We start from the raw sequence: 18,986 nt of genomic DNA, 5'->3' as shown, positions 1-18,986 counted from the left end.
GACGGCGATGGGGGCGCCGTCGCCGTCCTATTCTGCGTGAGGCTCGAAACGCTCAGGCGGGAAGGCGGCGACCACGGCGGCGCGGAGGGTCTCGAGCGAGGCATCCGCCCCGAACCAGCCGTGGGCGCGCGCCTGCACGAGCACGTTGCCGAGCGCGGTCGCCTCGACGGGTCCGGCGAGCACGGGCAGGCCGGACCGGTCGGCCGTCGCCTGGCAGAGCAGGCGATTGAGGGCCCCGCCGCCCACGACGTGCACGACGTCTACCTCGCGATCGGTCAGTCGGCCGGCGGTGCGCACGGCCCCCGCGAACGCCTCCGCGATGCTCTCCACGATCGTCCGGGCGAATGCGGCGCGCGAGGCGGGCACGGCGTGTCCGGCCTCGTCGAGCACGGCGGCGATGCGCGCGGGCATGTCGCCCGGAGCCGACAGGCGCGGATCGTTCGCGTCGAAGAGCGGGATGTCGCCGGCGACGGATGCCGCGGCATCCAGCAGTCCCGGAAGGTCGATCGCGGCGCCGTCCTCGGCCTCCCACGCCCGCACCGACTCGCTCAGCAGCCAGAGCCCGGTGACGTTGTGCAGGAACCGGACGCGCCCGTCTACGCCGCCCTCGTTCGTGAAGTTCGCCTCACGTGCGGCGTCGGTCACGACGGGCTCGTCGAGCTCGACGCCGACGAGTCCCCACGTGCCGCACGAGATGTATGCGGCGCTCGGCGTGCTCAGCGGCACCGCGACGATCGCCGAGGCGGTGTCGTGCGAGCCGACCGCGACGACCTCGAGCGGAGCGCCGACGCGCTCGCGCGCCGCGCCCGTGAGCGTGCCGAGGCGAGCGCCGGGGTCGACGAGGGCCGGGAGGACGGATGCCGGGATCCCGAGGCGCTCGGCGAGTTCCAGATCCCACTGCCCGGTGCGGACGTCGACGAGACCCGTGGTCGAGGCATTGGTGCGCTCGGCGACGCGGGCTCCCGTCAGCAGGAACGCGACGAGGTCGGGCACGAGGAGCGCCACGTCGGCGTCGGCGAGACCACGCTCCGTCACGTACTGGTAGAGCGTGTTGAACGCGAGGAACTGCAGGCCGTTGCGTCGGTAGAGCTCGGCGAAGGGGACCACGTCGTGGACCTGCGCGACGCCGCGCAGCGTGCGCTCGTCGCGGTAGTGGAACGGCTCGGCCACGAGCTCGCCGCCTTCGACGAGACCGTAGTCCACCGCCCATGAGTCGATGCCGACGCTCGCGAGACCCGGCTCCCGCTCGACAGCCTCGTGGAGGCCGTCGAGGATGTGCCGGTACAGCGCCGTGAAGTCCCAGTGCAGGCCGTCGGGGCCGGGCACCGGACCGTTCGGGAACCGTGCGACGGACTCGAGCTGAAGCATCCCGTCGCTCACGCGCCCGATCATGACCCGGCCGCTCGTGGCGCCCAGGTCGACCGCCGCGACCGCCCCGCCGGCGGCTTCTCCGGTCATCGCAGGAACGCCGCCGCCACCCCGGAGTCCACCGGGATGTGCAGGCCCGTCGTGCGCGAGAGCTCGGGACCGGTCAGCACGTAGACCGCGTCGGCGACGTTCTCGGGCACGACCTCGCGCTTGAGGATCGTGCGGTTGGCGTAATACTGGCCGAGGTCCTCTTCCTTCACGCCATAGGTCGCGGCGCGATTGGCGCCCCAGCCGGCGGCGAAGATGCCCGAGCCGCGCACGACGCCGTCGGGGTTGATGCCGTTGACGCGCACGCCGTGCTCGCCGAGCTCGACCGCGAGGAGGCGTACCTGGTGGGCCTGGTCGGCCTTGGTCGCCGAGTACGCGATGTTGTTCGGGCCGGCGAAGACGGAGTTCTTCGACGAGATGTAGATCACGTCGCCGCCCATCTTCTGCTCGATGAGCGCCTTCGCCGCTGCCTTCGCGACGAGGAACGAGCCCTTCGCCATGACGTCGTGCTGCAGGTCCCAGTCCTTCTCGGTGGTCTCGAGCAGCGGCTTCGACAGCGACAGGCCGGCGTTGTTGACGACGAGGTCGATGCCGCCGAACGCGAGCACCGTGGCATCGATCGCCGCCTGCACGCCCTCGGCGTCCGCGACGTTCGCGGCGACGCCGATCGCGACATCCGTCCCGCCGAGCTCCGCCGCAGCGGCCTGCGCCTTCTCGAGGTCGAGGTCGGCGACGACGACGCACGCGCCCTCGGCGGCGAGGCGTGTGGCGATGGCCTTGCCGATGCCGGAGGCGGCGCCGGTGACGAACGCGATGCGCCCCTGATGGGTCTTCGGCTTCGGCATCCGCTGCAGCTTGGCCTCCTCGAGCGCCCAGTACTCGATGCGGAACTTCTCCGCGTCGGAGATCGGGCTGTAGGTCGAGATCGACTCGGCGCCGCGCATCACATTGATCGCGTTGACGTAGAACTCGCCGGCGACGCGGGCCGTCTGCTTGTTCGCGCCGAACGAGAACATGCCGACGCCGGGCACGAGCACGATGAGCGGGTCCGCGCCGCGGATCGCGGGCGATTCGGCGGTGGCGTGGGCGTCGTAGTACGACTGGTAGTCCGCGCGGTACGCCTCGTGCAGCTCGCCGAGGCGGGCGAGGGATGCCTCGACCGTCGCGTCCGCCGGCAGGTCGAGCAGCATCGGCTTGACCTTTGTGCGCAGGAAGTGGTCGGGGCAGCTCGTGCCGAGGTCCGCCAGGCGGGGCGCGTTCTCCGCGGCGAGGAAGTCGAGAACCTCGGCGGAGTCCGTGAAGTGGCCGACCATGGGCTTGTCGGTCGACGCGAGTCCGCGGATCGTCGGGGCGAGCGCGGCGGCCTTCGCGCGGCGCGCGGCCTCCGGCAGAGCCTCGAACCCGGCGCGCGCTGGGCCGAACGGCTCCGCCGATCCGTGGGCGTCGAGGTGGGCCTGCGCGGTCTCGATGATCCACAGCGAGTTCGCCTCGGCCTCGTCGGATGTGTCGCCCCATGCCGTGATGCCGTGGCCGCCGAGGATGCAGCCGATGGCGGACGGGTTCTGCGCCTTGATCTCGGCGATGTCGAGTCCGAGCTGGAAGCCCGGGCGACGCCACGGCACCCACACGACCTTCTCGCCGAAGATCGTCGGGGTGAGGGCCTCGCCGTCGGCCGCCGTCGCGATCGCGATGCCCGAGTCGGGATGCAGGTGGTCGACGTGCGCGGCGTCGACGAGGCCGTGCATCGCGGTGTCGATCGACGGCGCCGCCCCGCCCTTGCCGTGCAGGCAGTAGTCGAACGCGGCGACCATCTCGTCCTCGCGCTCGAGACCGGGGTAGACGTCGACGAGCGCGCGCATGCGGTCGAGCCGCAGCACGGCGAGCCCCGACTCGGTCAGCGTGCCGAGGTCGCCGCCGGAGCCCTTGACCCACAGCAGCTCGACGGGCTCGCCGGTCACCGGGTCGGTGTCGGTGCCCTTCGCCGACGTGTTGCCGCCGGCGTAGTTGGTGTTCTTCGGGTCGGCGCCGAGGCGGTTCGACCGTGCGATCAGGTCGGCTGCTGCCTGGTTGGTCATGAGGGGGTTCCTTGCGTCGTGGTGGGGAAGTGGTGTTCGCTCGCGGCGATGTGCGAGTGGAGGGGGCGGGTCCCGGCGTGTTGCCGCGGTCGAACCGGGGGTCCGAGGTCCGGTCCGCCCCGGCGGCTACGCGCCCCAGCCGGCCTGAGTCCCGCCGACGCGGTCGGCGGCGATCTGCTGCTGGTACCCGGAGGCGGCGTAGGCGGCCATGGGGTCGGCCGGAAGACCGCGGGACTCGCGCCACTCGGCGAGGGCAGGACGCACGTCGGTGTAGAAGGCGTCCATGAACACGGCGTTGGCGGCGAGCACGTCGTTCGCACTCTGCGCGGCGTCGAGCGCAGCGGCGTCGACGAGAAGCGCCCGTGCCGTCATCTCCTGGACGTTGAGCACCGACCGGATCTGGCCGGGGACCTTGTCCTCGATGTTGTGGCACTGGTCGAGCATGAACGCGACGTCGGGGTTGTTGAGCCCGCCGCCGCGGATGACCTCGAACAGGATCCGGAACAGCTGGAACGGGTCGGCCGCGCCCACGATGAGGTCGTCGTCGGCGTAGAAGCGCGAGTTGAAGTCGAACGAGCCGAGCTTTCCGAGGCGCAGCAGCTGCATGACGATGAACTCGATGTTCGTGCCGGGTGCGTGGTGACCGGTGTCGAGGCACACCATGGCCCTGTCGCCGAGCGAGGCGACCTGGGCGTACGAGGTTCCCCAGTCGGGAACGTCGGTGTGGTAGAACGACGGCTCGAAGAACTTGTACTCGAGCACGAGCCGCTGGTCGTCGCCGAGGCGGGCGTAGATCTGCTGGAGCGAGTCCTGAAGGCGGTCCTGGCGGGCGCGCATGTCGGCCTGACCCGGGTAGTTCGAGCCCTCCGCGAGCCAGATCTTCAGGTCGCGCGACCCGGTCGCGTGCATGACGTCGATGCACTCGAAGTGGTGGTCGATCGCCTTGCGGCGGATCCGGTCGTCGTGGTGGGTCAGGGCGCCGAACTTGTAGTCCTCGTCCTGGAACGTGTTCGAGTTGATCGTGCCCAGGGCGACGCCGAGGCCCTCGGCGTGGTTGCGCAGATCGTCGTACGAGTCGACCTTGTCCCACGGGATGTGCAGCGCGACACTCGGCGCGAGCGCCGTGAACTCGTTGACCTTCGCCGCGTCGGCGATCTTCTCGTAGGGGTCGCGGGGTGTGCCCTCGGTCGTGAAGACGCGGAACCGGGTCCCGGAGTTGCCGAAGGCCCACGAGGGCAGCTCGATGCCCTGGCCTTCGAGCTGGGCGAGGGTGTCGGGGGAGAGGGTGGTCACGATGCGTCGCTTTCTGCGATGGCGGATGCCTCGGCATCCGCGAGCTGGTCTTCGAGGTGGAAGATCTCGGTGAGGGGCACGGCGGCCTGGTCGGGCCGACCGTCGAGGCCGACGAAGAAGCGGCCCATCTCGGCCTCCCAGCGCGCGGCGACCGCCGACTTCGCGAGGTAGGCCTGCGCGGCGTCGTCGTCGTCGGTCTCGTAGTAGCCGACGAGGCGGCCGCCGTCCGCGAGGAAGAGCGTGTAGTTGCGGCGGCCGGCGGCGGCGATCTCTGCGAGCATCTCCGGCCACACCGGGGAGTGGCGGCGGAGGTACTCGTCGAGCAGCTCTGGCTCGACCTGAAGCTGGAAGGCGATGCGTGGCATGGTTCTCTGGTTCGGAGTCCTCGGCGTCGAGGAGGTTTCGAGGGAATGAATCGTTTCACTTCCTGCGTCCAAGGTAGGCGGAGCACCGTGCGGTTGTCAAGGCGGCGGTCGGCCGGCGACGGCCCGGTCTCGGTCGGCCGGTGTACAGTCGTGCCATTCGCCGCCCTGCGCCGGGCGGTCCGGAAGGGGCTCGCGGTGACGATCAGTGTCAAAGACGTCGCCGCGCTCGCGCAGGTGTCGGTCGGCACCGTCTCGAACGTGCTCAACCGCCCCGACAAGGTCGCGCCCGCGACCGTGGAGCGGGTGCAGGCGGCGATCGACGAGCTGGGGTTCGTGCGCAACGACGCCGCCCGGCAGCTTCGCGCCGGCCGCAGCCGCAGCATCGGCCTGGTCGTGCTCGACGTCCGCAACCCCTTCTTCACCGACGTGGCCCGCGGCGCCGAGCGCGCGGCCGCGGCGAACGATCTGTCGATCCTTCTCGGCAACAGCGACGACGATCCCGCCCGCGAGTCGGGCTACCTCGATCTGTTCGAGCAGCAGCGTGTGCACGGGGTCCTGATCACCCCCGTCGACGACGTCTCGGCGCGGCTCGAGGGGCTCCGTGCGCGAGGCATCCCGGCGGTCCTCGTCGATCGGCCGAGCGACGGCAGCGACTTCTCGTCGGTCTCGGTCGACGACGTGTCAGGCGGCTACCTCGCGGTCAGCCACCTCATCGACACCGGCCGCCGCCGCATCGCGTTCGTCGGGGGTCCGGCTGCGGTGCGCCAGGTCGCGGATCGCCTCGAGGGGGCCCGCCGCGCGGTGGCGGAGCATCCGGATGCCTCGCTCGAAGTGGTCGAGACCACAGCGCTCACCGTCCTCGAGGGTCGCGCCGCCGGCGGGCGCCTGCGCGACCGCGCACCCGGCTCTCGGCCCGACGCCGTGTTCGCCGCCAACGACCTGCTCGCCGTCGGCGTCCTGCAGGCCCTCGTGATGCTCGGGTCGGTCGCCGTGCCCGACGACATCGCGATCATCGGCTACGACGACATCGACTTCTCGGCCGCGGCCGTCGTGCCGCTCTCGTCCATCCGCCAGCCGAGCGAGCTCATCGGACGCCGGGCGGTCGAGCTGCTGCTGGCCGAGGTCGAGAACGCGGCCGAGCGCGAGCAGGTCGTGTTCCAGCCCGAGCTCGTCGTGCGCGACTCCACGAGGCCGCGATGACGCGCAACTGGGCCGGGACCTACGACTACACCGCACCGCGCATCGTGCCGGTGTGGAGCGAGGCCGACGTCGTGCGGGCCATGGCCGGCGACGGACCGGTGCACGCGCTGGGCACACGCCACTCGTTCACCGACCTGCCCGACACCACCGGCACGCTCCTGGATCTGTCCGGTCTCGAGGGAGGCTTCGAACTGCGCGAGGGCGAGGTGCGCGTCGCCGCCGGCACCCGTTACGGCGTGCTGGCCGCGTGGCTCGACGAACGCGGTCTCGCACTGCACAACCTCGGGTCGCTGCCGCACATCTCAGTCGCGGGGGCGACGGCGACCGGCACGCATGGATCGGGCGATGCCCAGGGCGTGCTCACGACGGCGGTGCGCGGCATCCGCTTCGTCGATGCCGGCGCCGAGGTGCGCGAGGTGCGCCGCGGCGACCCGGACTTCGCCGCCCTCGCGGTCGGTCTCGGCGCGTACGGGGTCGTGGTGTCGCTCGACATCGAGACCCGGCCGGCGTACCGCATGCGGCAGGACGTCTACCGGGGAGTGTCGTGGGATGCCGCTCTCACCGACCTCGACGCGGTCACCGGCTCGGGCTACAGCGTCTCGGTGTTCACGCGCTGGGAGGCGTCGTCGGTGGGATGGGTCTGGGTGAAGTCCCGGCTCGACGCGGACGACGACCCCGTGCCGGGCACGCTGCTCGACGGCGTGCTCGACATCGACGCCGAGCCGCTCGGCGGGCTCGCGGACGTCACCGAGCTGCGCGGCGCGCCGGGGCCGTGGATGCTGCGGCTCCCGCATTTCCGGCTGGACGGCACGCCGTCGTTCGGCGACGAGATCCAGAGCGAGTACTTCGTCTCGCGCGAGCACGCCCCCGCCGCGCTGCGGGCGATGCTCGAGCTCGGCGACCTCATCCGTCCGCTGCTGTTCGTCAGCGAGCTGCGCACGGCAGCGGCCGACGACCTGTGGCTGAGCCCCGCCTACGGGCAGGATGTCGTCGCGATCCACTTCACGTGGCGCAACGACCCCGTCGGCGTGGCTGCCGTGCTGCCGCGCGTGGAGAGCGCGCTCGCCCCCTTCGGCGCACGGCCGCACTGGGGCAAGCGACACGGTTTCGAGCGGATGGCCCTCGAGCGGGTCCACCCTCGGCTCGCCCAGGCGCGGGCCGTGTTCGGGCGGCTCGACCCCGACGGGCGATTCGGCAACGCCCACCTCGAGCGGGTCGGCGTGCGCGAGGCCCGCTGAGCCGACTCAGCCCGCGCGGCGCGCGCTGAGCGCGTCCTCTGACGGCACCCTGACCGGCGTCGTCGCCGCGACCTCGTCGCTGAACTCCTCGGGCACCGGCACCACCGACAGCGGTCGGGTCTCGTCGATCGTGAGGAGGAACCGGCGCTCCTCGCTGCGATGCAGTCGGCCCGACACGATCAGCCAGGTCGCGCCGATCGCGAACGCCACGAGCGCTGCGCCGGCACCGAGCAGGATCGCCTGCCGGGGTCCGAATTCGGCGGCGACCCACCCGACGATCGGTGCGCCGATGGGCGTGCCGCCCATGAGGATCGCCATGTAGAGCGCCAGCACGCGGCCGCGCAGGGCCGGGTCGGTGGTCGTCTGGACGTATCCGTTGGCGGTCGTGAGCATCGTCACGACGGCGAAGCCGGTGAACATGAGCGTGACGGCATATGCCCAGTACGTCGGCATGAAGGCGGAGACGGCGGCGGCGCCGGCGAACAGCAGGGTGCCGCCGATCACGACGCGGATCCGGGCGCGATCACGGCGCGCGGCCATGAGCGCGCCGGCGAGAGAGCCGATCGCGAGGATGGAGCTGAGGAGGCCGTAGCCGTCGGCCTCCTGGCCGAACTCCAGAGCCATCGTCGACGCGAAGATCGGGAAGTTCATGCCGAACGCGCCGACGATGAAGACCATCGCGAACGTGACGATGAGGTCGGGCCGTCGGGCGACGTAGCGGAATCCGTCGGCGAGCCGGGACGCGCCCGGCGCCTTGACGCGCGGCACGAGCTCGTCGGTGCGAATGACGAGCAGCGCCACGATCATGCCGAGGAATGTGATCCCGTTCACGAGGAACACCCACCCGGTGCCGACCGCCACGATCACGACGCCGGCGACCGCGGGGCCGATCATGCGGGCGCCGTTGAAGGAGGCGGCGTTGAGGGCGACGGCGTTCGATGCGATCTCGCGCGAGACCAGGTCGGATACGAATGCCTGACGCGCCGGGTTGTCGAACGCGGCGATCACCCCGAGGCCGAGCGCGAACGCGTACATGATCGGCAGCGTCATCACGCCGAGCAGGAGCAGGATGCCGATCACGACCCCGACCACGAGCAGGAGGCTCTGCGTCACCACGAGCAGCTTGCGCCGATCGAACCGGTCGGCCACATAGCCGGTGACGCCGACCAGGAGCAGCGGGGGAGCGAACTGCAGCGCCATGGTGACGCCCATGGCGGCGGCGTCGTTGTCGGTGAGCTCGGTCAGCACCACCCAGCTCAGTGCGGTTGCCTGCATCCAGGCACCCACGTTCGAGACCAGAGCGCCGATGAACCAGACCCGGTAGTTGAAGACGGAGAAGGAGCGGAACATGGGGGTCATCGGGCGACCATCCGCTGCATGAGGTCGGCCGCTTTCGCGAGCGTCGCGCGCTCGTCGTCGGTGAGGTCGGCGAGTGCCGCCTCGACCCAGGCATCGCGGCGTCGCGCGGTCTCGTCGACCACCGCGCGGCCCTCGTCGGTGAGTGAGATCTGCACCTTGCGGCCGTCCGTCTCATCCGCGGCGCGGCTCACGTACCCCGAATCCTGGAGGCAGTTGACGGTGCGGTTCATCGACGGAGCCGATACCCGCTCGCGGTCGGCGAGTTCGCCGAGCGTGTGCGAGCCGTGCACCCACAGCGCCGCGAGGACGGCGAACTGCCCGTCGCTCATCGAGTCGACCGCGCGCTGCGTGCGCATGCGTCGTGCGAGGCGGAAGGTCGAGATGCGCAGCTGCGACGCCGCCTCGGAAAGGTCGTCGAGGTGGTCTGCCGATGTCGTCGTGGGTTTCGTATCGCTGCTCATCCGATTAGTTAGCATAGCTCATTAGTCTTGCTAAAGGAATTCCCGGATGCCGCGGAGCCGGGTCGCGGCATCCCGTGACGCCTAGACTTCTGCGCATGCCCGAGTTCATCGATGCGCACGGCATCGCGATCTTCTACGACGTCCATCCCGCGAAGACCGGGCCTCGGGCGGTCGTCCAGCTGCTGCACGGCGTCGGAGAGCACGCCGGCCGCTACGCGGCACTGATCGACGCGCTCACCGCCGACGGCTACACGGTCTACGCCGACGACCGCCGTGGTCACGGCCGCACCGGGATGGGCCACCACGACGGGGACGCCTCGAGGCTCGGACGCCTCGGCCCGGGCGGGCATCGGGCAGCGGTGGCCGCGGTCTGGCAGTTCACCGAGCTCATCCGCGACGAGAACCCCGGCCTGCCGCTCGTGATCCTCGGACACTCGTGGGGCTCGTTCCTCACGCAGATCCTCGTGAACGATCACCCCGAGGCGTACGACGCCGTCGTGCTCAGCGGGAGCGCGCTGCGCTGGCCAGGCTCCCTCAATTCGGGCGACCTCAACGCCCCGTGGAAGGGCCCCGACGCGAATGGAATGGAGTGGCTCGCGTCGGACCCCGATGTGGGCCGCGCATTCCTCGACGATCCGCTCACGACCTCGGAGCCGCTCGCGAAGCTCTTCGGCCCGATCGACACGGTGCGCCTGGTGGGCAAGCCGCGCAGGAACCTCGGCTTCGACATCCCGGTCCTGCTCATGGTGGGACGCGACGACACCGTCGGCGGCCCCGTCAGCGTGCACAAGCTCGCCGACGCCTACCGCACCCGATCGGGCCTCACCGACGTGACGACGCTGGTGTACCCAGGTGCGCGGCACGAGATCTTCAACGACGTCACACAGCAGGATGTGCGGGGCGACCTGCTCGCCTGGTTGGATCAGCGGTTTCCGGCGCGTGACTGAAGCCGGCTTGCGCCGACGCATCGGCGGCTGAGCGCCCAGGCGGACCGGCCGGCTCTCCCGTCCGGCTGAGGGGCGGATGCCGCGCCCCCCGTTGACGTTCCAATGCTCGGTGCGACATCCTGACACCAGTGACCGTCGTGGGAGCGCTCCCACGACGGTCGGCCCCGGCAACGATGTCGCGGGTACCGGTCGACGAAGACCCGAGGAGAACCCCTTATGTCCCACTCATCCCCCCATTCGTCCCGACGGCGGGTCGTCGCGCTCGGCGCGGTCGCGGCCCTCGCCGCAGGGCTGGCCGTGCCGCTGGCGGCTATGCCTGCGAGCGCCGCGGACGACGGCCTCGCCGGCTCGGACCTCTATCTGAACCCGTGGAGCACGACCCTCGAAGCGGCGCAGTCGCTCAGTGGCCAGGCCCGCGCCGATGCCCAGCTGCTCGGCTCCATTCCCTCCGCCGACTGGTTCACCGAGGGCACGCCCGATGAGGTCGAGGCGGCCGTCGACGCCGTGGTCAGCGCCGCCGACGCCCGCGGTGAGATGCCGGTGCTCGTCGCCTACAACCTCCCGTTCCGCGACTGCGCCCAGTACTCGGCCGGCGGGGCCCTGGACACCGCGGCGTACCAGGCGTGGATCGACGGGTTTGCGGCGGGCATCGGCGACCGTGCCGCCACCGTCATCCTCGAGCCGGACGGTCTCGGGATCATCCCGCACTACACCACCCTCGACGGCAACCTCGAATGGTGCCAGCCCGCGGAGGTGCCGGCGGCGACTGCCGCGAGCGACCGCTACACGCAGCTGAACTATGCGGTCGACGCGCTCGGTGCGCTGGCGACCACCTCGGTGTATCTGGACGGAACCGGCGCGAGCTGGCTCAATGTCGGCGAGATCTCCGACAGGCTCCTCAAGGGCGGCGTGCAGCGCGCCGACGGCTTCTTCCTCAACGCCTCGAACTACCAGTTCACGACGAACTCGACGTACTTCGGCACGTGGGTCTCGTCGTGCATCGCGTACGTCACCGAGGTCGCCCCGGGAGGCTTCGGCGCGTGCGGCAACCAGTACTGGAACGGAGGTCCGGCGACGGATTGGAACGGCACGGCGATGTCGCAGTACGGCGAGTGGAGCCCCGGCAATGCCGACCTCGCGCTGAACACCGACGGGGTCGATTCGAGGTACGCCTCGATCCTGGGCGCCGTCGAGCCGACCACGCGCTTCGTGATCGACACGAGCCGCAACGGGCTCGGGCCCTGGGACTACCCGGACGGCGTCTACTCGGCGCACGAGGACTGGTGCAACCCGCCGGACCGCGGACTGGGGCTGCGTCCTTCCACCGAGACCGGCGCTGCGCTCGTCGACGCGTACCTGTGGATCAAGGTCCCCGGCGAGTCCGACGGCAAGTGCTACCGAGGCACGGCAGGTCCGCTCGACCCCGAGCGGGGTATCGAGGATCCCGCGGCCGGACAGTGGTTCGTCGAGCAGGCGCGCGAGCTGATCGTCCTCGCGAACCCCCCGATCGCCCCTCTCGACTGCCACGTGAAGGTCGTCGGCAAGAAGATCGGCAAGGGCTTCGTCGCCGCGCTGACCGTGCGCAACGACGGCACGACCACCCTGGCCCCGTGGACCCTGTCGTGGACGTTCGACTCGAACCAGAAGGTCGTCAAGGTCGTCGGCGGCTCGGCGGTTCAGGACGGCGCCGACGTCACCGTGACGGCTCCGCGCGTCCACCCCGCGCTCCGCCCGGGCAAGACCGCCGCGCTCGTCCTCACCGGCACAGGAGCGGCCGTCGAACCCTGGCAGTTCCACCTCAACGGGAGGGCCTGCACCTCCTGACGGGCGGCGGCGGCGCCGGGATGCTTCCTCTCGGCGCCGCCGCGTCCGCACCTTCGTCCCGGACGGCTTGCGGCGCCGCGGCAATAGGCTGAACACATGCACGGCGAATACAAGGTGCCCGGAGGAAAGCTGGTCGTCGTCGACCTCGAGGAGCGCGACGGCCGCATCGCGGACTTCCACCTCGCGGGCGACTTCTTCCTCGAGCCCGACTCGGCGCTCGACGACATCGACGCAGCCGTGAACGGCCTGCCGATCGAGGCCGACGTGACGGCCATCGCGACGGCCGTGCGCTCCGCGCTGCCCGACGGCGCACAGCTGCTCGGCTTCACGCCGGAGGCCGTCGGCACGGCGGTCCGGCGCGCCCTCGTCACCGCACCCGGCTGGCGCGACTTCGACTGGGAGATCGTCCACGAGAAGCCGGTCTCGCCGCGCATGAACCTCGCGCTCGACGAGGTCCTCACGGGGAGGGTCGGAGACGGCCGGCGCCGGCCGACGCTGCGGCTCTGGGAGTGGAACGAGTCCGCCGTGGTGATCGGCTCCTTCCAGTCACTGCGCAACGAGGTCGATCCGGACGGCGCCGCCCGGCACGGGTTCGACGTCGTGCGACGCATCTCGGGCGGAGGAGCGATGCTCATGGCCGCGAACTCGATCGTGACGTACTCGCTGTACGTGCCGGCATCCCTCGTCGCGGGTCTCACCTTCGCCGACTCCTACGCGTTCCTCGACGACTGGGTGCTGCAGGCGCTGCGCTCGCTCGGGATCGAGGCGACCTACCAGCCCCTCAACGACATCGCGTCGCCCCAGGGCAAGATCGGCGGAGCCGCGCAGAAGCGGCTCGCGAACGGCGGGGTGCTGCACCACGCGACCCTCAGCTACGACATGGACGGCCAGATGATGACCGAGGTGCTTCGCATCGGTCGCGAGAAGCTCAGCGACAAGGGCACGACGTCGGCCGCCAAGCGCGTCGACCCGCTGCGACGTCAGACCGGACTGCCGCGCGAAGCCGTCATCGACCGGTTCAAGGAGACGTTCGCGAAGCTGTACGGCGCCGTGCCGGGGCATATCACCGAAGAGGAATACGCCGAAGCCGAGGCGCTCGTCGAGTCGAAGTTCGCCACCGACGCATGGCTGCGCCGAGTGCCGTGACGCGCGTTCCCGTGAAGACCGGCCGACGGTGAACCCTCCCCCTGCCGAGGGCGCGGCATCCGGTTCCGTCGAGATCCACAAAGGGGACAACCTCGCGGTGCTCCGCGGATTCGCCGACGCGTCGTTCACCCTCATCTACCTCGACCCGCCGTTCAACACCGGGCGCACCCAGGAACGGGCGCTAGAGACCGCTCGCACGCCCGGTGAAGATCGGGCCGTCGACGCGGTCGTCCGCAAGGGGTTCCACGGCCGCGAGTACGAGCGACTGCGCGGCGACCTCCGGGCGTACGGCGACCGGTTCGACGACTACTGGGGCTTCCTCGAGCCTCGCCTCGTCGAGGCGTGGCGGCTGCTCGCCGACGACGGCACGCTCTACCTGCACCTCGACTACCGCGAGGCGCACTACGCCAAGGTGCTCCTCGACGCGCTCGTCGGCCGCGACCGGTTCCTCAACGAGCTGATCTGGGCCTACGACTACGGCGCCAAGACACGCAAGCGCTGGCCGACGAAGCACGACACGATCCTCGTCTACGTCAAGGACCCGGATCGGTACTGGTTCGACTCCGAGGCCGTCGACCGCGAGCCATACATGGCGCCGGGTCTGGTCACTCCCGAGAAGGCGGCCCGCGGCAAGCTGCCCACCGATGTGTGGTGGCACACCATCGTGCCGACGACCGGCCGGGAGAAGACCGGATACCCGACGCAGAAGCCCGAAGGGATCCTGCGACGCATCGTGCAGGCGTCGAGTCGCCCCGGCGACCGCGTCCTCGACTTCTTCGCCGGCAGCGGCACGACCGGAGCCGTCGCATCGGCGCTCGGACGCGACGCGGTGCTCGTCGACGACAACCCCGCCGCGATCGCGGTCATGCGAGAGCGGATGCCGCATGCCCGCGTCATCGGCCACGACGGCCCGTCGCCCTCGTAGGCTGGGGCGATGCGCTTCGGAACCTTCATCCCCCAGGGCTGGCGATTCGACCTCGTCGGCATCGAGCCCGCCGACCAGTGGCGCGTCATGGCCACGCTCGCCCAGCTCGCCGACGAAGGCCCGTGGGAGTCGCTGTGGGTCTACGACCACTTCCACACCACCCCGGTGGCCTCCGAGGAGGCGACCCACGAGGCCTGGACGCTGATGGCCGCGTTCGCGGCATCCACCGGTCGGATCCGCCTCGGGCAGATGTGCACCTGCATGGCCTACCGCAACCCCGCGTACCTCGCCAAGGTCGCCGCGACCGTCGACGCCGTCTCGGGCGGTCGCACCGAGATGGGCATCGGCGGCGGATGGTACGAGCACGAGTGGCGTGCCTACGGCTACGGATTCCCCGAGGTGCGCGACCGACTCGGGATGCTCCGCGAAGGCGTCGAGATCATGACCCAGGCCTGGACGACCGGCACGGCGACCCTCCACGGGAAGCACTACCAGGTCGACGGCGCGATCGTCCGGCCGCAGCCGCTGCAGGAGGGCGGCATCCCGCTGTGGATCGCCGGCGGCGGCGAGAAGGTCACGCTGAAGATCGCCGCGCAGTACGCCGCATACACGAACTTCAACGGCTCGCTCGAGGTGTGGGACCGCAAGAGCGCGATCCTCCGAGGGCACTGCGACGCCCTCGGCAGGGACTTCGCGACGATCACCAGGTCGGGCAACTTCAACACCATCGTCGGCGAGACCGAGGCCGAGGCATCCGATCGCCTCGCGGCCGTCAAGGCGCGCGTGCTGCCCTTCGTCGGCCAGGAGCGCGCCGACGCCATGGAGCAGGAGTACCTCACCTCTCCCGCATTCGGATCGGTCGAGCAGGTCGCCGAGCGCCTCGCCGAGCGCGAGCGCCACGGCCTGGGCTACGCGATCCACTACTTCCCCGAGGCTGCGTACGACCGCTCGGGCGTGCAGCTCTTCGAGCGCGAGGTCGTCGGCTCGCTCGGCTAGGCACGCCTGGGTCGCCCGAGCAAGCGAGCGGCCGGGTGGCGGGGTGGGGTGGCGGTGGACGGCCCTGCCGTGGCGTGCCGCTGCCGCGCCCGGCGCCCGGGCGGCGCGGTCGCACGGCTCCGTGTGAAACGCGCGGGAGATTCTGCGGGGAGCTGGCTCGAACGGACCGAGATGGCTTGGTTTGTCCCGCCGCCTTCACGGCGATGGGCGCTGTCTCATGAGCTGCTGCTGACGCCTGGACTTCCACGGTCCGCGCGATGCCGTCGCCGCGGCTTGACGCCGGGTGGCGCGCTTGCGCGCAGCTCCGCGTGAAGCGTGCGGGAGATTATGCGGATGACCGCCGCAAGCGAGTCGGGATGGCGTGGTTTGTCCCGCCGCTTTCACGTGGAGGGGCGGTGTCTCCCCAGGCGCCGCTGACGCCTGACTCTCCACCGTCCGCGCGAAGGTGCCGCCGCGACTCTCGACGAGCCGTCACGGTCGACCCATGCTGCTGCCGATGTCGTCCTCCACCGTTACTCGCCATCGGCGGAGGGAACTCCGCGCCCTTGGATGGACCGACCGAGCCCTCGCCGAGGCCGTCGCCGACGGGCGTCTGCTCAAGCCGCGCGCCAATGCGTACGTCACACCGGGCGTGCACCGCGATCTCGTAGACGCGTGTGCGGCCGGCGGCCGGCTCGCCTGCGTCTCGGAACTGGCACGGCTCGGTGTGTTCGTCCTGGAAGGCGACGCTCTCCACGTTCACCTGCATCAGAACCGAGCCCGCTCGCTGAAGACGAACCGACGGTTGCGTCGCCACTGGGGGAGGCTGAGGCGGAGGCCCCACCCGGATTCGGCGGCTGTCGAGGTGTTCGACGCCGTCGTCCAGGCCGTCCGCTGCCAGCCGCCGAGGGCGGCAGTGGCGACGCTCGACTCTGCGCTCCGTCTCGGCCTCCTCCATCCCGACGACCTCGACGCACTGTTCGAATCCCTGCCCGTCCGGCACAGAGTCCTCCGACGACTCATAGACGAGCGTGCAGAGTCCGGGCCGGAGACACTGGTGCGGCTCATCCTGCGGTCGCTCGGCGCGTCGTTCGAGGTGCAGGTCGAGATCGACGGTGTCGGGCGGGTCGACTTCGTCGTCGATGGGTGGCTCATCATCGAGTGCGACAGCCACGCGTTCCACTCCTCGTGGGAGGAGCAACGGCGTGATCGGCGCCGCGACCAGGCCGCCGCCGCACGCGGATTCGCAACCTATCGACCGATCGCCGAAGACATCATGTGGCACGCAGGCGACGTGCGCGCGGCGATCGTCGGCCTGCTGAGGACAGGGCGTCTGCGGCGTGGCGCGTCGGCGGGCTCCGTCTCGCATCCTCCTGTTCCGCGCCGCCCGACCCCGTGAAACGGCGGGGCCGGAGTGACCGGAAGGCGGCGTTTCAGACGCGACAGGGAGCATCCAGCCCGTCCGTATCACGGTGTCGGAGACGCGACCCTCAAGTGGGCTGGAGCAGCGGGCGCACGGACGCGTAGCCGTCGGCGTCGACGTCGGGGCGGGATGCCTCGCCCCCGAACACGCGCGTCGCGCCCGGCTGAATCGCCCACGCCGGCCAGCCCGGGTCGCCGTCGCGGATGAGTCCGACGACGGCGCCGTGCACGGCGGCGGCGAGCCGGCGCGGCGGAGCGTCTCCGGCGATCTCGGGCACGCCCTCCGCGTCGAGGCAGTCGAACCAGAACGGCACGTCGAGGCAGTGCATCGCCCAGCCCTGCTTCGGCGACGACCAGGCGAAGCGGTAGACCCACGTGGTCGCGTCGCCGCGCACCTCGGCGATGCGGACGACGGCCGACCGGAACACCACGTCGGTGACATACCGGCCGAGGACGGCGGCGGTGCCCTTCCTGCGCTGCGCTGCGTTGGCCGCGAGGTAGGCCCGGCGGATCGCCTTCGTCGGCTGCAGCTTCGTCAGTGCCACGCTCGCCGGGACGAAGCGGAGCTTGCCCTTCGCGGAGTCGGTGACCATCGTGAACTCGTCGTCGGTGGCGCCGAGCACGAGCGGCTTGTCCGCCCCGACTCCGGAGCGCAGCGACTCGAGGGTCGGCTGCGCGATCAGGTCGCCGTCGATGGCCGGGCCCAGGGACAGGCCGTCCTGCAGGAGCATGAGGATGCCCGCCAGGGGGTTGGGGTCGTCGGGCGACGAAGCCTGCTCCTGCAGCTCGTGGAGCCGCTCCTCGGGGACGGACGCGAAGCCTTCGCGCGTCGGCGCGACTCCGGCCAGGTTGGCGAGCTTGGCCGACAGCGTGCGGGCGCGCTCGGGGCTGACGTCCGCGATGGCGGAGGAGAGCGCCCACGCGGAGTGGAACAGGTGCTGTGCGGCGGGCATCCCGAGCAGTGTCAGCACCGCGCCGCCGCCGGCGGACTGCCCCGCGATGGTCACGCGGGACGGGTCGCCGCCGAATGCGGCGACGTTCTCCTGGACCCACTCGAGGGCGGCGAGCCAGTCTCGGACGCCGCGGTTCGACGGGGCGCCCGGGATGTGCCCGAACCCGTCGAAGCCGAGTCGGTACGAGAGGGTGACGGTCACGACGCCGTCGCGGTTGAAGGCGCGCCCGTCGTACCAGGGGCTCGCGGGGGAGCCGCTGATGAATCCGCCGCCGTGGATCCACACGAGCACCGGGAGCGCGGCATCCGCCTCTCCCGGCACAGGGGTGAAGACGTTCACATTCAGCGTCGCATCTCCGGGGATGGACGGCTCGGGGATGAGAGTGATGCCCGGGTCTCCGCGCTGCGCCGTCGCGGCGTAGCGGGTGGCGTCGAGCACTCCGGTCCACGGGTCGGGCGGCACGGGCGCGCCGAAGCGCAGCTCGCCCACGGGGGCCTTGGCGAACGGGATGCCGAGGAACGCCGCCGAGGATCCGGGCGCGCCGGGCTCGCCGCGCCAGACACCGCGGACGTCGCCGGGCGCGATCGTGACGATCGGGCTGTCGGGATGCTGCGCCACAGAGGGCCGCCTTTCGTTCGTCCCCGCCGGCGTCGATGCCGGGCGCGATCGGTGTGTCGCCGGCGCCGGGGTCGGCGCAGGGAAGGGAGCGGGGGTGCCGGTCGGCTCACTCATCGGCCGCACCCGACGGCTCGCTGCGGCGCGGGTCGAGGGCTTCGAAGAGGGCGTCGACGGTGGCCGCCATGTCGACGTCGGGTTCGAGCATCCACTGCACCTGGAGGCCGTCCGCGACGGCCTGGAAGATGCGCGCGAGCGTCGTCGGGTCGATCCGGTCGGTGATCTCGCCCGCGGCCTGCCTGGCCGCGAGCGCCTGCGCGAAGACGCCGCGGATGTTCTCGCCGCGCCCGACGAAGAAGTCGTGGGCCGCGTGCTCGGGATCGGCCGCATCGACCGAGAGCCGGGCGAACAGCTGCACCAGGCCGGGGACGTCGGCGTTGTGCCGGATCACTCCGAGGTAGCCGTCGCGGATGCTGCCCATCGCGATCGAGCCGTCCGCCTCGTAGAGCCCGAATCCGACCGAGTCGACCTCGTCGCGCTTGCGCAGGATCGCCGTGAAGAGCTCCTCCTTGCTGTCGAAGTAGTGGAGGAGACCTGCCTGACTGAGGCCGACGGCATCCGCGAGCTCCTTCACCGAGGCGCCTCGGTAGCCCTCTCGCGCGATCACGTCGAGTGCGCGCTCGAGGATCTCCTCGCGCTTCGCGACGCCCTTCGCGTAAGAACCCCTGCGTTCTTTCCCGCTTTCGACCATGGGGACAGTAAACCGAACGAT

The 18,986-nt window shown here is 71.0% G+C and carries 16 protein-coding genes; 8 read left to right on the top strand and 8 right to left on the bottom strand.

The genetic code is table 11. The features are described 5' to 3' along the window. Positions 1 to 27: 27 nt before the first annotated feature. From EER34_RS04625 to EER34_RS04610, 4 genes are all read right to left on the bottom strand, one after another. Positions 28 to 1,458: a rhamnulokinase gene (locus EER34_RS04625; RefSeq protein WP_127473364.1), complete on the bottom strand. Its 1,431-nt coding sequence runs from the start codon at positions 1,456 to 1,458 to the stop codon at positions 28 to 30. Next, positions 1,455 to 3,491, bottom strand: coding sequence for a bifunctional aldolase/short-chain dehydrogenase (locus tag EER34_RS04620; protein WP_127473363.1), 2,037 nt, complete (start codon positions 3,489 to 3,491; stop codon positions 1,455 to 1,457). Before EER34_RS04620 ends, EER34_RS04625 begins: the two co-directional genes overlap by 4 nt. Positions 3,492 to 3,617: 126 nt before the next feature. After that, positions 3,618 to 4,784, bottom strand: a complete 1,167-nt coding sequence (gene rhaI / locus EER34_RS04615) for an L-rhamnose isomerase (RefSeq protein ID WP_127473362.1) — start codon at positions 4,782 to 4,784, stop codon at positions 3,618 to 3,620. Continuing rightward, entirely contained in the window at positions 4,781 to 5,149 is a 369-nt protein-coding gene (locus EER34_RS04610) for an L-rhamnose mutarotase (protein ID WP_127473361.1), read from the bottom strand. Before EER34_RS04610 ends, rhaI begins: the two co-directional genes overlap by 4 nt. A gap of 195 nt (positions 5,150 to 5,344) precedes the next feature. On the opposite strand from EER34_RS04610, the gene EER34_RS04605 reads away from it, so the two are divergent. Both EER34_RS04605 and EER34_RS04600 read left to right on the top strand, forming a co-directional pair. Then, positions 5,345 to 6,349 (top strand): LacI family DNA-binding transcriptional regulator, encoded by a 1,005-nt coding sequence (locus EER34_RS04605; RefSeq protein WP_127473360.1) that lies wholly within the window; start codon positions 5,345 to 5,347, stop codon positions 6,347 to 6,349. Next, a complete protein-coding gene (locus tag EER34_RS04600; RefSeq protein WP_127473359.1) occupies positions 6,346 to 7,587 on the top strand; it encodes a D-arabinono-1,4-lactone oxidase in 1,242 nt (413 codons plus the stop codon). The genes EER34_RS04605 and EER34_RS04600 overlap by 4 nt, the downstream gene beginning before the upstream one ends. Positions 7,588 to 7,593: 6 nt before the next feature. Here the strand turns inward: EER34_RS04600 and EER34_RS04595 are convergent, their stop codons facing one another. Both EER34_RS04595 and EER34_RS04590 read right to left on the bottom strand, forming a co-directional pair. Continuing rightward, positions 7,594 to 8,937, bottom strand: a complete 1,344-nt coding sequence (locus EER34_RS04595; protein ID WP_164743526.1) for an MFS transporter — start codon at positions 8,935 to 8,937, stop codon at positions 7,594 to 7,596. A 5-nt stretch (positions 8,938 to 8,942) separates the two neighbouring features. Continuing rightward, entirely contained in the window at positions 8,943 to 9,407 is a 465-nt protein-coding gene (locus EER34_RS04590) for a MarR family winged helix-turn-helix transcriptional regulator (RefSeq protein WP_127473357.1), read from the bottom strand. Between the two features lie 95 nt (positions 9,408 to 9,502). Between EER34_RS04590 and EER34_RS04585 the strand changes: the two genes are divergently transcribed. From EER34_RS04585 to EER34_RS04560, 6 genes are all read left to right on the top strand, one after another. After that, positions 9,503 to 10,354 (top strand): alpha/beta fold hydrolase, encoded by an 852-nt coding sequence (locus tag EER34_RS04585; protein ID WP_127473356.1) that lies wholly within the window; start codon positions 9,503 to 9,505, stop codon positions 10,352 to 10,354. 216 nt (positions 10,355 to 10,570) lie between these two features. Continuing rightward, positions 10,571 to 12,178: a glycoside hydrolase family 6 protein gene (locus tag EER34_RS04580; RefSeq protein ID WP_205791370.1), complete on the top strand. Its 1,608-nt coding sequence runs from the start codon at positions 10,571 to 10,573 to the stop codon at positions 12,176 to 12,178. Between the two features lie 96 nt (positions 12,179 to 12,274). Next, positions 12,275 to 13,324, top strand: coding sequence for a lipoate-protein ligase LplAB (locus tag EER34_RS04575; RefSeq protein WP_127473355.1), 1,050 nt, complete (start codon positions 12,275 to 12,277; stop codon positions 13,322 to 13,324). Positions 13,325 to 13,352: 28 nt separating this feature from the next. Then, the gene (locus EER34_RS04570) at positions 13,353 to 14,249 is read left to right on the top strand and encodes a DNA-methyltransferase (protein ID WP_240642120.1); all 897 of its coding nucleotides are present in this window, start codon (positions 13,353 to 13,355) and stop codon (positions 14,247 to 14,249) included. A gap of 9 nt (positions 14,250 to 14,258) precedes the next feature. Next, on the top strand, positions 14,259 to 15,245 hold the full coding sequence (locus EER34_RS04565; protein ID WP_127473354.1) for an LLM class F420-dependent oxidoreductase: 987 nt from the start codon (positions 14,259 to 14,261) through the stop codon (positions 15,243 to 15,245). 484 nt (positions 15,246 to 15,729) lie between these two features. Continuing rightward, the gene (locus tag EER34_RS04560; RefSeq protein WP_205791368.1) at positions 15,730 to 16,623 is read left to right on the top strand and encodes a hypothetical protein; all 894 of its coding nucleotides are present in this window, start codon (positions 15,730 to 15,732) and stop codon (positions 16,621 to 16,623) included. A gap of 91 nt (positions 16,624 to 16,714) precedes the next feature. Here the strand turns inward: EER34_RS04560 and EER34_RS04555 are convergent, their stop codons facing one another. Both EER34_RS04555 and EER34_RS04550 read right to left on the bottom strand, forming a co-directional pair. Further along, complete coding sequence (locus EER34_RS04555; RefSeq protein ID WP_240642119.1) at positions 16,715 to 18,217, bottom strand: carboxylesterase/lipase family protein; 1,503 nt, start codon at positions 18,215 to 18,217, stop codon at positions 16,715 to 16,717. 106 nt (positions 18,218 to 18,323) lie between these two features. Further along, positions 18,324 to 18,965, bottom strand: coding sequence for a TetR/AcrR family transcriptional regulator (locus EER34_RS04550; protein ID WP_127473352.1), 642 nt, complete (start codon positions 18,963 to 18,965; stop codon positions 18,324 to 18,326). Positions 18,966 to 18,986: the final 21 nt, after the last annotated feature.

Source organism: Microbacterium sulfonylureivorans (assembly GCF_003999995.1).
GTDB lineage: Bacteria > Actinomycetota > Actinomycetes > Actinomycetales > Microbacteriaceae > Microbacterium > Microbacterium sulfonylureivorans.
The sequence above is the reverse complement of the archived record's forward strand: the minus strand, read 5'-3'. Positions and strand labels throughout refer to the sequence as shown.